The sequence below is a fragment of the Paraburkholderia sp. RL17-347-BIC-D genome (assembly GCF_046027915.1).
Taxonomy (GTDB): domain Bacteria; phylum Pseudomonadota; class Gammaproteobacteria; order Burkholderiales; family Burkholderiaceae; genus Paraburkholderia.
In genome coordinates this window covers 166,895-183,997 of record NZ_JARESS010000011.1, presented here as the reverse complement: position 1 = coordinate 183,997, position 17,103 = coordinate 166,895, and the positions used below count along the sequence as shown (strand labels likewise).

Annotated in this window: 16 protein-coding genes and 1 pseudogene; 8 read left to right on the top strand and 9 right to left on the bottom strand. The window is 62.2% G+C overall.

What is annotated here, in order from left to right; translation table 11 throughout:
* Positions 1-95: 95 nt before the first annotated feature.
* From tkt to P0D96_RS17530, 3 genes are all read right to left on the bottom strand, one after another.
* On the bottom strand, positions 96-2,180 hold the full coding sequence (tkt, locus tag P0D96_RS17540; protein ID WP_408180177.1) for a transketolase: 2,085 nt from the start codon (positions 2,178-2,180) through the stop codon (positions 96-98).
* Positions 2,181-2,440: 260 nt separating this feature from the next.
* Positions 2,441-2,986 carry a cupin domain-containing protein gene (locus P0D96_RS17535; RefSeq protein WP_408314526.1) on the bottom strand — a complete coding sequence of 182 codons (546 nt, stop codon included), beginning with the start codon at positions 2,984-2,986 and terminating at the stop codon, positions 2,441-2,443.
* A 394-nt stretch (positions 2,987-3,380) separates the two neighbouring features.
* Positions 3,381-3,653, bottom strand: coding sequence for a hypothetical protein (locus P0D96_RS17530; RefSeq protein ID WP_408314524.1), 273 nt, complete (start codon positions 3,651-3,653; stop codon positions 3,381-3,383).
* A 156-nt stretch (positions 3,654-3,809) separates the two neighbouring features.
* Here P0D96_RS17530 and P0D96_RS17525 point away from each other — a divergent pair, with 156 nt between their 5' ends.
* Positions 3,810-4,046 (top strand): hypothetical protein, encoded by a 237-nt coding sequence (locus tag P0D96_RS17525; protein WP_132377272.1) that lies wholly within the window; start codon positions 3,810-3,812, stop codon positions 4,044-4,046.
* A gap of 41 nt (positions 4,047-4,087) precedes the next feature.
* Here the strand turns inward: P0D96_RS17525 and P0D96_RS17520 are convergent, their stop codons facing one another.
* Positions 4,088-4,333 (bottom strand): DUF6723 family protein, encoded by a 246-nt coding sequence (locus tag P0D96_RS17520; protein WP_132377273.1) that lies wholly within the window; start codon positions 4,331-4,333, stop codon positions 4,088-4,090.
* Between the two features lie 194 nt (positions 4,334-4,527).
* On the opposite strand from P0D96_RS17520, the gene P0D96_RS17515 reads away from it, so the two are divergent.
* A complete protein-coding gene (locus tag P0D96_RS17515) occupies positions 4,528-4,725 on the top strand; it encodes a hypothetical protein (protein WP_408180181.1) in 198 nt (65 codons plus the stop codon).
* Positions 4,726-4,857: 132 nt separating this feature from the next.
* A complete protein-coding gene (locus P0D96_RS17510) occupies positions 4,858-7,227 on the top strand; it encodes an FdhF/YdeP family oxidoreductase (protein ID WP_408314523.1) in 2,370 nt (789 codons plus the stop codon).
* A gap of 76 nt (positions 7,228-7,303) precedes the next feature.
* Here P0D96_RS17510 and P0D96_RS17505 read toward each other — a convergent pair whose 3' ends face one another.
* A complete protein-coding gene (locus tag P0D96_RS17505) occupies positions 7,304-8,410 on the bottom strand; it encodes a porin (protein ID WP_494471457.1) in 1,107 nt (368 codons plus the stop codon).
* A gap of 297 nt (positions 8,411-8,707) precedes the next feature.
* Here P0D96_RS17505 and P0D96_RS17500 point away from each other — a divergent pair, with 297 nt between their 5' ends.
* The gene (locus tag P0D96_RS17500; RefSeq protein WP_408285754.1) at positions 8,708-9,937 is read left to right on the top strand and encodes an AAA family ATPase; all 1,230 of its coding nucleotides are present in this window, start codon (positions 8,708-8,710) and stop codon (positions 9,935-9,937) included.
* Between the two features lie 5 nt (positions 9,938-9,942).
* Entirely contained in the window at positions 9,943-11,688 is a 1,746-nt protein-coding gene (locus tag P0D96_RS17495) for a cobaltochelatase CobT-related protein (protein ID WP_408314589.1), read from the top strand.
* Between the two features lie 27 nt (positions 11,689-11,715).
* Here the strand turns inward: P0D96_RS17495 and P0D96_RS17490 are convergent, their stop codons facing one another.
* Positions 11,716-12,549: a class II glutamine amidotransferase gene (locus P0D96_RS17490; RefSeq protein ID WP_408180184.1), complete on the bottom strand. Its 834-nt coding sequence runs from the start codon at positions 12,547-12,549 to the stop codon at positions 11,716-11,718.
* 176 nt (positions 12,550-12,725) lie between these two features.
* Positions 12,726-13,403 (bottom strand): MarC family protein, encoded by a 678-nt coding sequence (locus P0D96_RS17485; RefSeq protein WP_132377277.1) that lies wholly within the window; start codon positions 13,401-13,403, stop codon positions 12,726-12,728.
* Between the two features lie 363 nt (positions 13,404-13,766).
* Here P0D96_RS17485 and P0D96_RS17480 point away from each other — a divergent pair, with 363 nt between their 5' ends.
* The 3 genes from P0D96_RS17480 to P0D96_RS17470 all read left to right on the top strand — a co-directional run bounded on the left by P0D96_RS17480 (position 13,767) and on the right by P0D96_RS17470 (position 15,776).
* The gene (locus P0D96_RS17480) at positions 13,767-13,982 is read left to right on the top strand and encodes a DUF3311 domain-containing protein (RefSeq protein ID WP_132377278.1); all 216 of its coding nucleotides are present in this window, start codon (positions 13,767-13,769) and stop codon (positions 13,980-13,982) included.
* Positions 13,979-15,451: a sodium:solute symporter family protein gene (locus P0D96_RS17475; protein ID WP_132377279.1), complete on the top strand. Its 1,473-nt coding sequence runs from the start codon at positions 13,979-13,981 to the stop codon at positions 15,449-15,451. Before P0D96_RS17480 ends, P0D96_RS17475 begins: the two co-directional genes overlap by 4 nt.
* Before the next feature lie 106 nt (positions 15,452-15,557).
* Positions 15,558-15,776 (top strand): SymE family type I addiction module toxin, encoded by a 219-nt coding sequence (locus tag P0D96_RS17470; protein WP_408180186.1) that lies wholly within the window; start codon positions 15,558-15,560, stop codon positions 15,774-15,776.
* A gap of 59 nt (positions 15,777-15,835) precedes the next feature.
* Here the strand turns inward: P0D96_RS17470 and P0D96_RS17465 are convergent, their stop codons facing one another.
* Entirely contained in the window at positions 15,836-16,474 is a 639-nt protein-coding gene (locus P0D96_RS17465) for an immunity 26/phosphotriesterase HocA family protein (protein ID WP_408180187.1), read from the bottom strand.
* 244 nt (positions 16,475-16,718) lie between these two features.
* Positions 16,719-16,913 (bottom strand): annotated as a pseudogene (locus P0D96_RS17460) (RHS repeat-associated core domain-containing protein); the annotation flags it as partial.
* Positions 16,914-17,103: the final 190 nt, after the last annotated feature.

Below are 17,103 nucleotides of genomic sequence, written 5' to 3'. Positions count from 1 at the left end.
GCGGCGGCGGCCCGCGAGTTCGCGGCGGCGGATAAAAAAGCCGGCGGCTCTTATCAAGCCACCGGCTCTTTACCGCGGCGGACCTATCCGTGCCTTTACTCCTGACTGCGCTTGGACTGCACCCGCGCGATCTGCTGCTTCGCCGCTTCGTACACACGCTCCGGCGTGAAGCCGAACTTCTTCTTCAGATCGGCGAGTGGCGCGGACGCGCCGAACGTATGCATCACCACCTGCGCACCGAGACGGCCCACATAGCGGTCCCAACCGAGCGAGGCAGCCTGTTCCACGGCGACACGCGCGTCGACGTCCGGTGGCAGCACCGAGTCCTGATACGCCTCGTCCTGGCGCTCGAAGATGTCCCACGACGGCATCGACACCACGCGCGCCGCGATCCCCTCGCCTTTGAGCTTCTCGTACGCGTCGACGCAGAGGGAGAGTTCGCTGCCCGTCGCCATCAGGATCACTTGCGGCTTCTGTCCATCGGGCGCATCGGCGAGTATATAAGCGCCCTTCCGCGTGCCGCTGGCGGCGGCATAGCGGCTGCGGTCCAAGGTGGGCAGCGCCTGACGCGACACGACGATGCATGACGGCCGCCGCGGATCCGACAGCGCCACCCGCCAAACCTCGGCGACTTCGTTGGCATCGCCCGGACGCAGCACGGTGAGCCCCGGCACGCCGCGCAGCGAGGCCAGTTGCTCGATCGGCTGATGGGTCGGGCCGTCTTCGCCCACGCCGATCGAATCGTGCGTGAACACGAAGATGGACGGCACTTCCATGATCGCCGAGAGGCGGATCGGCGGCTTCATGTAGTCGCTGAAAATCAGGAACGTGGAGCCAAACGGCCGCAGATTCGACAGTGCGAGGCCATTCACCGCCGCACCCATCGCGTGTTCGCGGATGCCGAAGTGCAGATTGCAGCCGCCATAGCTATCGTGCTCGAAGCTGCCCGCGCCCTCGAATTTCAGGTTGGTTTTGGTGGACGGCGAGAGATCCGCCGCGCCGCCGATCATCCACGGCACGCGCGCGGCAATCGCGTTGAGCACCTTGCCCGACGAATCGCGTGACGCGACGCCCTTCGGATCCGCGTCGAACGTGGGGATGTCGCTGTCCCAGCCCGCCGGCAATTCGTGCGCTTCCATCTGCGCGAATTCACGCGCGAGTTCCGGGTACTTTTTGGTGTACGCGTCGTACTGCGCCTGCCATTGCTCGCGTGCCGCCTTGCCGCGTGCGCCGATGCCCGCCGCGAAGCGCTCGTGCACGCCATCCGGCACATAGAAGAACTTGTCCTCCGGCCAGCCGTACGCCTTCTTGGTGAGCGCCACTTCTTCGACGCCGAGCGCTTCGCCATGCGCCGACGAAGTGTCCTGCTTATGCGGCGAGCCCCAGCCGATGATGCTGTGCACCACGATCAGCGTCGGCCTGTCGGTGATGCTTTTCGCTTCGACTAAAGCGGCTTCGAGCGCGGCGGCGTCGTTGGCGTCGTTCACACGCAGCGTATGCCAGTTGTAACCGTGGAACCGGCTTTCCACGTCGTCGCTGTATGCGAGGTCAGTATGGCCCTCGATCGTCACGCGGTTGCTGTCGTAGATCCAGATCAGATTGGACAGCTTCAGATGCCCGGCGAGCGAAGCCGCCTCGTGCGAGATGCCTTCCATCATGTCGCCGTCGCCGCACAACGCGTAGACGCGATGGTCGAAGAGCGGCGCATCCGGCTTGTTGAAGTGGCTCTCGCACCAGCGCCCCGCCATCGCCATGCCGACGCTGTTGCCGAGCCCCTGGCCGAGCGGCCCGGTGGTGGTCTCGACGCCGGTGGTCATGCGGTACTCGGGGTGCCCCGGCGTATTGCTGTCAATCTGGCGGAAATGCTCTATGTCGTTGAGCGAGACGGCGGGCGCGCCGGTCGGTTTGCCCTCCTCGTCCACCGCCTTCACGTTGGCCAGATGCAGCAGCGAATACAGCAGCATCGACGCATGTCCCACCGAGAGCACGAAGCGATCGCGGTTCGGCCACAACGGCTCGTCCGGGTCGTAACGAAGATGGTTTTGCCACAGATGATAGGCAACGGGTGCCAGTGCCATCGGCGTGCCGGGGTGACCGGAATTGGCCTTTTGCACAGCGTCCATCGACAGCGTGCGGATCGTGTTGATGCACAGCTGATCGAGGGCGGGATCGTTTTGCATGGGACACTCCTTGTTCGGCGGTTGAAGAGAAAGCCGGGACGCACTGTTTCGGCGCACCCGGCGAACCGTGTTACGTGGAAGAACGCATGAGGAACCGCTGCGAGGCTCAACGATGATGCGCCGATGCGCGCAAATCTGCACGGAGCGTTACACGCGGCATCGGATGGGTTGGCTGCGGGAAGCGGATCTTTCGGAGGGCTTGCGACGCGAGCCCGTTCCGATCGGCGCGGACAAGGGGGAAGAAACGGCGTGCGCCAGTATCAAGCCGCGCGCAGCCAATACTCGACTAGTGGACCATGTTTGCCGTCAATCGGATCCAGCGGCGGAAAAGGCAACGCCTCCATGGCCGCGAGTTCGTCCGGCGTGAGCGCCTCGCGGCGGATGTCCCACTGCTGGCCTTCCGGATAGCCGGCCACGACCCGAAAATGCCGGGCGAACGATTGCAGGCAATGGCCAGTCCCGGACGGCAGCAGGATCGCGTCGCCGGCGGATAGCGTCACCACCTTGCCGCCCGGTCCGCCGATGATCACTTGCGCGGAGCCGTCCGTCACGCCCAGTATTTCGTGCGCGGTGGCGTGGAAATGGTGGTAGTCGAAAATGCCGTCGCGCCACTGCGGCGGCCACGCATTGCGTTCGAAGAGAATTTCGAACGCGGCCGCGAGGTCGCCGCTATCCGGCATGAGGGCGCGCCTGTAAATCACGACCGGCAATGTGCGGTTGTTCGGCACCCAGTCGTGCGGCTTGAGCATGAAGGCTTCGTACTCGGTCTTGGCGGCGTCGAATCCATGCTTTGAATCGTTGAACATGGTTTGCTCCTTTGCGTCCTGAAGATCGCTGTGCTCCCCTGCAGCTGGCGTTGACGACAACGCGCCAGCCGGCTCGGGCGATCTTTTCAGCGCCGCATAAAGCGCGCCTGCTTTCGCGCGCGCTTCTTTTTGGGCAATTCTGTGCGCGCTGCCGTGACGATGGACGAATTTCGCAAACATATGAAGTATTGGTCGCTTAGTTGTTTATCTCAGTCTGCGTGGCACCGGCAGCGAGGGTCGAGTGCCGCGCATGCCCGTCACCGCTGGTCAGCCGCCGCCGACGCCAGGCGCATCCGCCGAGGCTTCGTCGCCGGGGTTCAGCGGTTCGTTTTCCTGCTGCATGCATCTCTCCCTCGGATTTCCGGCTTGTACTCCGGAACCAGCATACGCCGCATCATTGCTTGCGCTGCGATTCACGTCCGCCGCCTCCGGGCGGCTCGGCATGGGAGCCGGTGCCGAGCGGGACTTCGGTGGTTTGAGCCGGGCGCTCGTTCGAGCGCGGCGGATTGGTCGCCTTGTCCACGCCGGTCTGTTCGACGGGCTCGATACCGAGTGGGCTGGGTTCGACATAGTGCGTGCCACTCGGCTTGTTGCGCTGTTTCACTTCGTCTGTAACTAGCGCGTCGAGCTGGTTCTGCGGTTTGGTGTCCTGCGGTTCGGTCTGCATGCCGCCCTCCTTCTGATTTCGGATATGTCTTCGATGCAGCAACATCCGGTCCCTCTCCGTCAACACGCCCCACAGCACGCCAAGAGCAAGCTGGGCACAGCCGTTGCGGCAAGTGCGGTGGAGGTCTGGACCGACATTTGTAAAAAGGAGAACCTCATGACAATGACGACGATTCGCGTATCCGATACTGAAGTACAAGTCGAACGCACCCTGTACACCTTCGCGCAAAAGAACGACGCGGACTCATTCCAGCGCTGCCTCGCCGATACCTCGATCGACAGTTGCTATCGCACGCATCCACCGCTCTCGGCGCGGCCGACGCTGCCTGACGAACATCCCGACGACCCAGGTCGTGGCAGCACGATTTCTCCGTCGCTCGGCGGCATGCCATAAGGCAATCCCTGCTTCCGGCGGCGCGAGTGCGCCGCCATCCGTCAGTTCTCAGGGCTCGCGCGATCCGCTGCCACGATCTCACGGCCATAGTCGATCGCGGCGCGGCGCGCCTCGTCGGCGGTCGCGTAGGGCCCGATTTCGGGCGCGCCATCGAATGGAAACAGAATTCTTCTGTCCGCTTTTCTGACAACCTTCAGTCCACCTACGTAACGGCCGTCGCCTGTTCCGTGATAGCTGGCGTAAATCTCGAAGTCATCGTCAGCAACGTCGGCCTTATGTCGCGCCATTTTTCTTTCCCTTGTCCCTGCACTTCAGTGCGTCATGTCCGGTGTGATATCGCGGCGCGTTCCGCCGCTGTGGCGCCACGCGCATGCTGTGGTCGAGCAATAGCTGTTCCACACTGTGCGGCCCGCATTCGCGGCGAATGAAGCCGGTGGCATGCCGGTTGCGATCGACAGGCATTCACATCACGGAGCCCACGATGACTATGACGAGCACGCGTTGCATGCCGAGTCTGCATCTGCATACACCGATGCCACCGGAAGTCGACCCCGACGCCCCGCGCCCGACCAGCGATCCCGATCCGTCGCCGCCGCCCGACGACGTGCCGCCGAATGATCCGGATCGTGCGCCCGAAGGCGATCCGCCTGCCAGGCCGCCGCCAGTCAGCGCCGCATGATCCTATCCAAGTGGCGTTGCAAAGCGAGGGCTGGGGGAATGCTTGTAAGCGCCAATTAAACCAGTGGTCCGGTAATTGCGGACTCTTCGGGTAAGCCGGCGCTCGGGGACCGGCAACCCGCCAGGAGTCAACATGAGCACCGATCACATTGTCGAAACCGCGCCGGAGAGTGCAACGAAAGGCACACCCGGCACACCCGATAGCGCGCCCATCAAGGAGTACCGCAACGCCGCGGGCGGCTGGGGCTCGGTTAAAGCGGTCGCGTCGATCCTCGTGCAGGAACACGTGACGTTGAACGGCAGCCGCATTCTCTCGCAGCAGAACAAGCCCGACGGCTTCGCCTGCGTGAGCTGTTCATGGGCCAAACCCGCGGACCCGCACCTCTTCGAGTTCTGTGAAAACGGCGCAAAGGCGACCGCGTGGGAAATCACCAGCAAACATATCGATACGGACTTTTTCGCCGGCCATACGCTGAGCGAATTGCGCTCATGGAGCGGTCTGGAACTCGAGTCGCGCGGGCGGCTGACCGCGCCGATGCGCTGGGATCCGGCGACCGACCGCTACGTGCAGACCACCTGGGAACATGCGTTCGCCGAAATCGCGAGCGAACTGCAAGCGCTCGATCCGAATGAAGCGGTGTTCTATGCATCGGGCCGGGCGTCGCTCGAAACGTCCTACATGTATGCGCTGATGGCGCGCGTGTACGGCACCAACAACCTGCCGGACAGTTCGAACATGTGTCACGAAAGCACCTCGGTCGGCTTGCCGAAGTCGATCGGCGTTCCGGTCGGGACCGTGCAACTCGAAGACTTCACGCATACCGACTGCATGCTGTTCTTCGGCCACAACACCGGCACCAACGCGCCGCGCATGCTGCATCAGTTGCAGGATGCGCGCAAACGCGGCGTGGAAATCATCACGTTCAATCCGCTCAAGGAACGCGGGCTCGTCACATTTGCGAACCCGCAGTCGCCGCTCGACATGCTTACCCCGGCCGATACGCGGATCAGCACGCAATATCATCAGGTGAAGATTGGCGGCGATGCGGCGGCGATTGCCGGACTTTGCAAGCTGCTGATCGAATGGGACGACGACGCGCAACGCAACGGTGAGCCGCGGGTGCTCGACGCGGCTTTCATCGCCGAACATACACATGGCTTCGAAGCCTTCGCCGACGCGATGCGCGCCACTTCATGGGAAGAGATCGAACACCACTCGCAACTCAGCCGCGGCGCGCTCGAAAGCGCGGCACGTGTCTACGCGAAAGCGAATGCCGCGATGGTGCTGTACGGCATGGGCATCACGCAGCATCGCAGCGGCGTGCACAACGTGCAGATGCTGTCGAACCTGCTGCTTCTGCGCGGCAATATCGGCCGGCCGGGCGCGGGCATCTGCCCGATTCGCGGTCACTCGAACGTGCAGGGGCAGCGCACGGTCGGCATCACGGAAAAGCCTGAACTCGCGCCGCTCGACAAGCTGAAAGAACTCTACGGCTTCGAGCCGCCGCGCGACAAAGGCATGACCACGGTCGAAGCCTGCCGCGGCGTGCTCGACGGCAAGGTCAAAGCCTTCATCGGCCTGGGCGGTAATTTTCAGGTGGCGATTCCCGATCATCATGTGATGGACCCCGCGTGGCAGCGGCTGCGGCTCACGGTGCAGATCGCCACCAAACTCAACCGGAGTCATCTGCTGCACGGCGAGGTCGCGTATTTGCTGCCATGCCTCGGGCGCATCGAGATCGACCGCCAGGCGAGCGGCGAGCAATGGGTCAGCGTGGAGGACAGCACGGCCTGCGTGCATGGCTCGCACGGACTCGCCGAGCCGGCCGGCGACATGCTGCTGTCGGAACCCGCGATCGTCGCGGGCCTTGCAAAAGCTCTGCTGCCGCGCAATCCGAAGATCGACTGGGATGCGTGGGTGGACGACTACTCGCTGGCGCGCGATGCAATCGAGCGCACCTATCCGGATCAGTTCAAGGACTTTAACCAGCGCTTCAGGCAACCAGGCGGGTTTCACCGGCCACTCGCCGCTTGCGAGCGCAAATGGAATACGGCAAGCGGCAAGGCGAATTTCATCGTGCCCGAGACGCTCGACGAAGACGCGGACATGCCGTCGCGAGGTCCAGACGTACTGCGCCTGATGACGGCGCGCGGCGACAGTCAGTTCAACACCACCGTGTACGGTCTCGACGACCGCTTTCGCGGCGTGCGTGGCAGCCGCAGCGTACTGCTCATGCATCAGGACGACATGACGCGGCTCGGCTTTTCGGAGGGCGACGCGGTGTGCATCTCCACCGTCTCAGACGACGACGTGACGCGCGAAGTGGACGGCATGCATGTCCACGCGTTCGACATTCCGCTGGGTTGCATCATGGGCTACTACCCGGAATGCAATCGCCTGATTCCGCTCTCGCATCACGCGGAATCGAGTCAGGTGCCGGCGTCGAAGTCGATTCCGGTGCGGCTGCGCAAGTCGGCGGTGAGCGAGGATTTGGCGGCGTGAGAATGCAGAAAGGGCGCGCCGGCCTGAATTGGAGCGCCCTTTCTGCGATGCCAAACTGCCAGCCGCCTATGCTGCATCAGAACTGATGCAGCATGCCCACATAAGCACCGGTTTGCGATTCACCCACGAGCGGACTCGTATTGTTGCTCGCATCGCGCGGCGATGCTTCGAGCGAGAAATTCGAGTTGCTGCCATTGCGCACGTAGCCCACGGTGCCGTACAGGAAGGTACGTTTCGACAGGTTGTAGGTGGTGCCGAGCACATACATCATCGCGTGGCCGGACGGGTCGTGGGCGGCATCGCCCGAGCCGTCGCCGACCTTCACGTAGAAGCCGCCCGCCGTCATGGCCCAGCGCGGCAGGAAGTTGTAGGTAGCGCCGAGCCAGTAGTGATCGGCCGAGTCGGCGACGCCGACCGGCGAATCGGGCGCCGAGTAATGCGTGTAGGCGCCCTGGATCTTCACCGCGTCGAAATGCACGTTGACGCCGGCGAAATATTCGCGCGATGCCTGGAAGATGTTGCTGAATCGGCCGTTGTTGTCGCGCAGTTCGTCGTAGATGCCGCGCACGTCGAAGAGCGGCGAGTGGTAGCTCAGCATGATGCCGTCCGAGCGGCCGAACTCGCCGGCCGCGCCGCTGTTGAAAGCGCCCGCCTGATTGCCGAACGCATATTGCGCCTGCACATCGAAACCCCAGAACACCGGGCTGTGATACTCGACGTTGTTGCTGGTTTGCTGCCAGTTGCGCCCGCGCACGAGCGAGGCCGACGAAAACGCCTGCTGCACGAACGGATCGAATTCCCAAACGCCGTCGCTGTCGATAAACAGATTACGGCCAGCCTGCAAGGTGCCCCACTGCTCGCTCTTCAATCCGACGAACGCGCGCCGCGACCAGAGCCGCCCGCCGCTCGTCGTGCCGTTCATGACCTGCAAACCGGTTTCGAGGTTGAAGATCGCATTGAGTCCGCCGCCCAGATCTTCGTTGCCTTTGAGGCCGAGCATGCTGGTGCCCCAGTCGCCGCCTTCAGCGCTCCAGCGGCTCGAACTGCCGCCCGCGCCATTGTTGATGTGGTTCAGGTATTCCAGACCGGCGTCGAGGCGGCCATACAAGCTCACGCTGGTTTGACCATATGCCAGCGGACTTGCCACGGCGAGCGCCGCCATTAATTTTGTATGTAGTCTCATTGTTTTGCCGTCAATTTTTTGTGTCGCGATGTAGGGCAAAGAGGACTGCGGATGCTTCAAACACGATCCGCGAGAAAGACGTTTGTAAACTACAGCGCTGGGTCCGTCGAACTATAGGCGATACGCGCTCCACGACCTATTCGCTTGACGCAATAAATATTTGCCCGGCCTGGGCTCGACAAGGCCCGGTTGCCAATGGAATGGGAAGATCGAAAGCCGCTCAAGATAAGATAGTCGCTCATTCGGCCCCAGCCAAATTGCAATGCACGATTCGTTATTGACTATTCAACTTTCGCCATGAACTCGCCCGAACTGACCGAAGACGAAAACCTTGGCCTTTACCAACGCGCAACGGAACACGGCGCCGAATGGTGGCGCGTGAGCGTGGCCGACCGGCCGGAAAATTATCGGCTCGAACATGGTGTCGACAATGGCAGCGGCCCTGGCGCGGTCGATATCGATCTCGTGGTGGACGCGGAAAATCTGCGTGCGAAGCTGAAGAAATGGCGCCGCGAAGGCTTCGCCATCGATACGGACGACGCCGCAAGCGAGCAGTCCGCGGCCGGCCGCGTCGCCTTCATGCCGGAATTGCAGCGCGTCGCGGCGCGAGCTTCGGCGGCGAAACATCGGCAGTTGGAAGGCACCGGCGCGACCGTGCGCATCGGTCATGTGGAGGTGCCTTGCGGCTTCGACAATCCGCTCGTGCCACGCCTCAATCCGGCCTATCTGTTCTCCGAGCGCTTTAACGACATCGTCGAGGACATTGTCGAGAACCGGCGCGTGATGCTGATCGGCCACACCGGCGCCGGCAAGACCAGCCTGATCGAACAGGTCGCGGCGCGGTCGCGTCACGGCGTGCTGCGCTCGAACATGAACGGGCAGACCACGGTTGGCGACTTCGTCGGCTTCTGGACCGTCAAGGGCGGCGAGACGCTGTGGGTCGACGGCGTGCTGCCCACGGCCATGCGCGAGGGGCTCTGGCTGATCGTCGATGAAATCGATTTTGCCGAACCGTCGATTCTCGCCGCCCTCACCGCCGTGCTCGAACCGCACGGCCGCCTCGTGCTGAAGGAAAAGGGCAACGAGATCGTCGCGCCGCATCCGGCCTTCCGGTTGTTCGCGACAGCCAATGCGGTCGGCGCGATGAGTCAGTTCCGGCATCTGTATCAGGGCGCCAATCTGATGAACGAGGCGTTTCTGGACCGCTGGCGCGTGTATCTGCTCGACTATCTGACGCCCGCCGAAGAAGCCGACGTGCTGATCGCCACCCTCGCCCCGCACATGACGCGCGCGCTCGCCACCACGCTCGCCGCGATCGCCGCCGACTGCCGCGCGGCGTTCGCTCGCGAAGATCTCTCGAGCGCGTTCTCGACCCGGCGCCTGCTCGACTGGGCCGAACTGATGCTGCGCACGGGCGACCCCGAACGCGCCGCCGGGCCGGCCATCTACGCGAAGGTGAGCCCGGAAGACGCCGCGTTGATTCGCGGCATCGTTCGCCATCACATCGCGCCGGCGCCTGAAGCGTGAGCGCGATGCACGCAACGCGCGACACGCGCGGCTTCGCCTTCGAATCCACGCTCAGCAAGGTGGCCCGCGTGCTGACCGGGCAATACGGCGTGACGGTCGCGTTCAGTCCGGACGGTCCGCGCGTGGAGCCCGGCCGCATTGTGATTCCCGAATATGAGTTGAATGGCGAAGTCGAGCGCGATGTGCTGATCGGCTATCTGGATCTGCTGGTCGCGCGCGCCAAGCATGCGTCGCTCGCGCAACTCGATGCGCTGCCCTCGGGCGTCGCCGCGAATCTCGCGCAGGTGATCGAAGACCGCCGCGTGTGTGGACAGTTGCTCGACGAATATCCGGGCGCGCGCTGGTTCATCGGCAAGCTGCGCCTGCATGCGACCGAGCGCGTGCGGCAGCGCTGGCCGAAGCTGCACTGGCGCGACCGGCTGGTCTGGCTGGTCGAACGCGCGTTGTGGGATGAACCGCCCACCCGGACCGAAGCGAGCCATTCGCTGCTCGCCGCCTTGCATGCCGCGGAGGATCTGCTGCACGAAGCGCGCGCGAGCCGCTCGACCGCGCAGAGCATCGCGGCGGCGCAGGCGCTCGTGGCGCGCGTGCGCGCGTTGTCGGCGGGTGAGGTGAACAGCATGGCGTTCACGGCGGATCCGGTCGAGGACATCGATACGGAAACGGCCGCTTCGTCATCCGTGCCGCTCGAAGACGACGACACCGTGCTCCCCGACCAGGACAGCGCGAACTCGCCGCCGTCCGATCGAAGCGGTGGCGCGCAGGCGGACAACGCGGTCGGCATGGGTCAATCGCTGGCGGACGCGCAGCAACCGTCCGCGCGTTCGGAAGGCGAAGCAGGTAACGTCACTGCGGCTGCATCACAAGCCCGGCTGTCGATTCCGCTCGCCACCGAATTCGACGACATCCGCGATCTCACGGGCCAGGGCGACAGCGCCGCCTGGCGCGAGTTGCGGGCGCAGGCTCGCGCGGACACCGCGCCGCTGAAGGAAAAGCTCGAACGCGCGCTGAGCGCCGACGAGCGCACGCGCTGGCGCCGCGAGCAGGAGCGCGGCGAGATCGATCGCACCGCGCTGGCGAAGCTCGCGACCTCGCCCGGTTATCGCACGCCGTTTCGCACGCAGCGGCCCGCCAAAGGACGCGACGTCGCCGTGACGCTGCTGATCGACCGCAGCGGCTCGATGGCCGGCCGCAAGATCGAACTCGCGCGCCAGTGCGCGGCCGCCTTGTGCGATGCGCTGACGCAGTTGTCGTTCGATTGCGAAGTGCTCGGTTATTGCTCGGTCGAATCCGCGCCCATGAAGCAGCTCTACGAGCGTCAACGCGCCGCCGGCGCGGATTTACGACGCTATAACCGCTTCGTCGAACGGCTCGATCTGAAGGTCTATAAGCGCTTCGGCGCGACGGACCTGAGCGGGATCGCCGCGATCGACTGCGGCCACGAGAATCCGGACGGCGAGGCGCTGGCGTGGGCCGCGACGCGGCTTGCCGACCATCAGGCCGAACGGCGCATCCTGATGATGTTCTCCGACGGCTACCCGTCGACCGGCGACGGCGATCCGCAGGTTTTGCGCAGCGATCTGCGCGAACGCGTCGCGGCCATCGGCAAGCGCGGCATCGAGCTTGTGGGGATCGGCGTGCTGACGGACGCAGTCGAGGACTTCTATCCGCACAATGTGGTGGTCAGCCGCCTCGCCGAACTGCCGTCGACGGTGTTCTCCGTGTTGAGCTCGATGCTGCTCACGCGTTGATGCCGGCGCTCACGCGGCTCTCAGCGCTCACGCCGACTGCGGCTTGAACGGATACCGTTCGATTTCACCGCCGCGCGCCACCACCGCCGTGCTCTCCGGAATCTCCTGCCACCAGCCCGGCAGGTCGGCGAGCGGTTCGGACAGCACCAGAAACGCATTCTCGCCGGCCGCCTCGATGCGTGGATCGTCGGGATACAACGCGTGCAGTTGCTGAAACGAGCTGCTGTGAAAGAGCGAGCGCGACTGCCCTTCGCTCGAATAGCGCACTGCGACGATCTGCTCGCCGTCGGTGGCGCACACGGTCATGTTCAGCGGTTCGTCCACGCCATGCTTGCGGCCGGTGTCCTCGACGAAGGCCACCATCCGCTCGAGCGCGGTGACCGGCGCCACTTCCAGGCCGAAGGTCAGCGCGAGGAAAAACATCACCTCGGAATCGGTCGAGCCTTCAATGGACGGAAACAGATCGGGGTCGATCGCCACCATCAGATCGCGGCGCACGGCCGGATAGTTGCGTATCAGGCCGTTATGCGCGAAGAGCCAGCGGCCATAGCGGAACGGATGACAGTTGGTTTCCTGCGAAGGCGTATCCGTCGCCGCGCGTATGTGCGCGACGAACAGCGGCGCGCGGATCGCCCGCGCCGCTTCGCGCAAATTGCGGTCGCTCCACGCCGGTTGAATGCAGCGGTAGCGAAACGGAATATCGGTCGGCTGGCCGTACCAGCCGATGCCGAAGCCATCGCCGTTGGTCGTGGTCTGGCCGAGCCGCGAATGCAGGCTCTGGTCGATCAGGGAGTGTTTGGCGTTGAACAGCACCGTTTCGAGCTGAATCGGGTTACCTGTATAAGCGAGCCAGCGGCACATGAGGTTTTCTCCTGTCGACCAGAGTTGGCGCTTTAGCGCCTTACTCTGGTCCCATGCACTTGCTGCGGTCGACCAGAGTTGGCGCTTTAGCGCCTTACTCTGGTCCCATGCACTTGCTGTGGTCGACCAGAGTTGGTGCTTCAGCGCCCCGGCGCGGCGTGCCGCCGGGTACACATCTACTTCACTACCGGCTGCATCGTCGCGATCGGAATCAGGAATTCGGAGAAGCCGGTCAGCATGATCTGCACACCGATGCACAGCAGCAGAAAAGAAGATACACGCATCGCGACCTTGGTGCCCTCCACGCCGAGGTACTTCGCGAACACCACCGCGCGGCTATAGATCAGATAAACCGTCACGGCCACCGCCAGCGAGATCACCACCGACGCGATGCTCGAAATCACAAACTCGGAGAGCTTATGCGTGCGGTTCGCGGTCAGCGCGACAGCCGTGGCGATCGAGCCCGGCCCGGTGGTCAGCGGAATGGTGAATGGGAAAAACGCCTTCGACATCGCATTGTCCGCGTCCACCCGCTTGACCGCCGGCTGCTCGGCCGGTTGCGTGTCGGGCGCATTGAGCATCTGCCAGCCGCCCACCGCGACGGCGAGCCCGCCGCCGATGCGCAGCGCCTGCATGGAGATGCCGAAGAAATGCAGGATCGGCGTGCCGATGAAAAACGCCACCAGCAGCACGCACATCACGTTGATGGCGATTTTGCGGGCGAGCGCGGTGCGCTCCTCCGTGGTCAACGAAGCAGTCCGGTCCAGGAAAACGAAAGCAATGCCGATTGGGTTGATGATGCTGATCAGCCCGGTAAAGCCAAACAGAATGTCCGAGATCAGACTTTCGACCATATGCGTTCCGTGTCGAGCGGCGGCTCGGGTGGCTCCACTGCGCACCCGGCATGCTGCGCCATGTTGATGAAACCGGACTCTCTCTCCGGCGCTCCAGATGATGCTCGCGCTGCGTGGCGAGATGATATCGCGGCGCGCCAGGGAAACCGTAAAAAAGCCAGCCACCAGCGCGCGTGCCGCGGCGCGCCTCACTATGCAGCCCGTCTTGCAGCGCAGCAACCGACCCCATAAAGATGCGCCCGCAACTTTCAGAAAGCCTACACTTTTTTGACCTGCTTTACGGGACCAAAGCATCCGGCATACAGTCCCCAGCGAAGCCGCACTTTCAACGAGACGTACTTACCGGTTCGAGGAGTTGCCCCCATGTTGCTTCGTGTACTTGCCGCGCTGCCGTTCATCGGCATTCTGCTCGGTGTTCCGTTTGTGAATCGTGTCGAGCCGCTGATGCTCGGCATGCCGTTCGTGCTGGCCTGGATCGTCATGTGGGTGGTGCTCAGTTCGATCATCATGGCGATCGTCTACCGTCTGGATCCGTCCAACCGTCAGCTCGCCGCCGATGGCGAGGAGGCTAGTTCATGAGCGCACTCATCATCATTGCTGCGATTACGCTGTTTGCGCTCTACCTGGGCGTGCGCGCCAAGCGCGGCCACGACATGAGTCTCGAACAATGGACCGTGGGCGGCCGCAGCTTCGGCACCGCCTTCGTGTTCCTGTTGATGGCCGGTGAAATCTACACGACCTTCACCTTCCTCGGCGGCAGCGGCTTTGCTTATGGCAAGGGCGCGCCGGTCTATTACATCCTGGCGTACGGCACGCTTGCGTACATCCTCTCGTACTGGATGCTGCCGCCAATCTGGCGTTACGCGAAGAATCACCGCCTCGTCTCACAGCCGCACTTCTTCGCGCGCAAGTATGAAAGCCCGGCGCTCGGGACGCTTGTCGCGCTGGTCGGCGTGGCCGCGCTGATTCCCTACCTCGTGCTGCAACTAAAGGGGCTCGGCATTATCGTCGCAACGGCCTCGTACGGCGCGATTTCGTCGACGGCGGCCGTGTGGATCGGCGCCTGTGTCGTGACGGCCTACGTGATCGTCTCCGGCGTGCGCGGCTCGGCTTGGAATTCGGTGGTGAAGGATCTGCTGATTCTCGCGATCGTGCTGTTCCTCGGCATCTATCTGCCGCTGCACTACTACGGCGGCTTCAGCGACATGTTCCGCGCGATCGACGCCGCGCGCCCCGGCTTCCTGACTTTCCCGGCCAAGGGCTCGAGCGTGACCTGGTTCCAGTCGACCGTGCTGCTGACGGCGCTGGGCTTCTTCATGTGGCCGCATACCTTCGGTTCGATTTTCACCGCGAAGGACGAACGCATTTTCCGTCGCAACGCGATGGTGCTGCCGCTGTATCAGCTGATTCTGCTGTTCGTGTTCTTCGTGGGCTTCGCGGCGACGCTGAAGGTGCCGGGTCTGAAGGGCGGCGACATCGACCTGTCGCTGTTCCGCCTGTCGTTGCAGACCTTCGACCCGTGGTTTGTCGGCGTGATCGGCGCGGCCGGCATTCTGACCGCGCTCGTGCCGGGCTCGATGATCCTGACGTCCGCGTCGACGCTGCTCGCCAACGACGTGTATCGCGGCATGGTGAGCCGCAAGGCATCGGATGCCACGGTGGCGAAGCTCGCGCGATTCCTCGTGCCGGTCGTGGCGCTTGTCGCGGTCGGTTTCACGCTGCAAGGCGGCGAAACGATCGTTGCGTTGCTGCTGATGGGTTATAGCTTCGTGACCCAGCTTTTTCCGGCGGTGATCTGCAGTCTGCGTCCGCATAACCGCGCGACCAAGCAAGGCGCGTTTTGCGGGATTCTGGCCGGCGTTGCCGTGGTGGCCGTGACGACCACCATGCACTTGAGCATCGGTCAATTGATGCCGTTCCTGCCCGATGCGTTGAAGGACATCAACATCGGCTTCCTGGCGTTGGCGGTGAATATCATCGTCTTCGCGGCGGTGAGCGCGGTGACGCAGGCGCGGCCGGTCGAGCAGACGCATGCGTCGGTGAATTGAGTTGTAATTGGGGCAGGTTGTGTTGGCTCGTGATTGAGCCTTCACAGACTGATTGGCTGGATAGTGGGCTCTTTGGTCATTCAAATACGGCACGGGATAACGGCCCGTGCCGTTTGCGTTTGTTTTTTCTAAGTTGCCGGCTCGACGCCATCTACGTGAGGATCCAGATGATGCGCTACCGGCGCAACTGGCGAAGCCCACCATCCCGCCGCTTTATCCCTGGATGAAGCTCGCAGGACGATCGATCGAGCAGGCGGGATTTCAGGCTGGCCAGCGCGTAAAGATCATTGTCGAACAGGGACGGCTGACTATTACCGCTGAATAGAACAAAGGGCCGCGTCAGCGGCCCTTTGTTCTATTCAGCGACGATAACTAACCATTCTTTCAAGTTTGAGCATTATGAATCATTGCTTGGATATGGTTATCATTCTTGGGAGTGTACGGAGGATAGTTATTCTTATCTGCGGACGCGATACTTTGCACATTACCATTAATGTCCACGCGCTTGCATGAATCGCCGACACCATAAGAGAAGAAGACACCCGCATGGCCAACAGATGAATAACCATCTTGATGCCCTATAATCTGCCAATCTCCAGATATTCTCTTATCAAATAAACTATACGAATCCAGAACAACTGGAGGAAATACTAGCGCAGTCACTTCAAGCATGTCGGCGGATATATCAGGAGAGGACGATACAAAATTAAAAATCTCCGCCGTGTGTCCAATACTCACCTTTGAGATAATTCGTCCAAATCCATATTTCCCATTGTTCAACTTGAAACAAAAAATATCCCCAGAATTGATAAAGCGAATCATGGTTCGCTCTTTTTTCCCCCAACCATGAATCTTTAAGTTGACCATTTCAACAGCCTCCCTTTGCAGCGCCGGGCTTAAGCGATCTTGATTTTGAATTATAGTGCTCTTCGAAATACTGCTGCCTTGCAGCAGGCCGGGTAGAATTATTGTGATCGAAAGATGCCACTTTATTTCCCCTGTTAGTGGAAGATATCGACTCACCGATCACTCCGGTCTTTGTCCCGTAATGCTCAATGTACGCTTGCTCGTATCCACGTGCTTGCCCATACGTTACACCTTCATCAAGAGGAATCATTCCTGACTGCCCTGATAGGCGACCAGTTTCTAAGTGCCCGGCAGCTCGCCTCTCAAGATCATTGGTAATTCCGATATAGTATGGATCGCCAATTGGATTGCCATGTATATCCATATCGTAAAGACTATAAACATTATATCCTGGCGTTGTTTCACCGACCCATCCCCACGGATCGATCCAGCTAACCGGATTAGGCGCATACCGATAAAGATTCAATCCCCCCGCAAGCCCAATCGGATCCTGACTGACAAACCGCCCCGTTCCCGGATCATAGTACCGGAACGTGTTGTAATGCAGCCCGGTCTCCTCGTCAGCATACTGGCCGGCGAACCGTAGCGGCTCATCGAAGACCCTGTCATCGCGCCACTCAGCCCCTTGCTAGTGCCTTTTTCGTCACTCACTTTTTTCTGACGCGTCCTCAGCCGCTTCAGCGTCGATAGCCGCTAACAGCGAAACCGTACCGGCCACTTCGGCGTCGTCCTCAATCTCCGGCTCATGCATCACGCCATCGACCCGCGACGGGTGTGTTACCGCG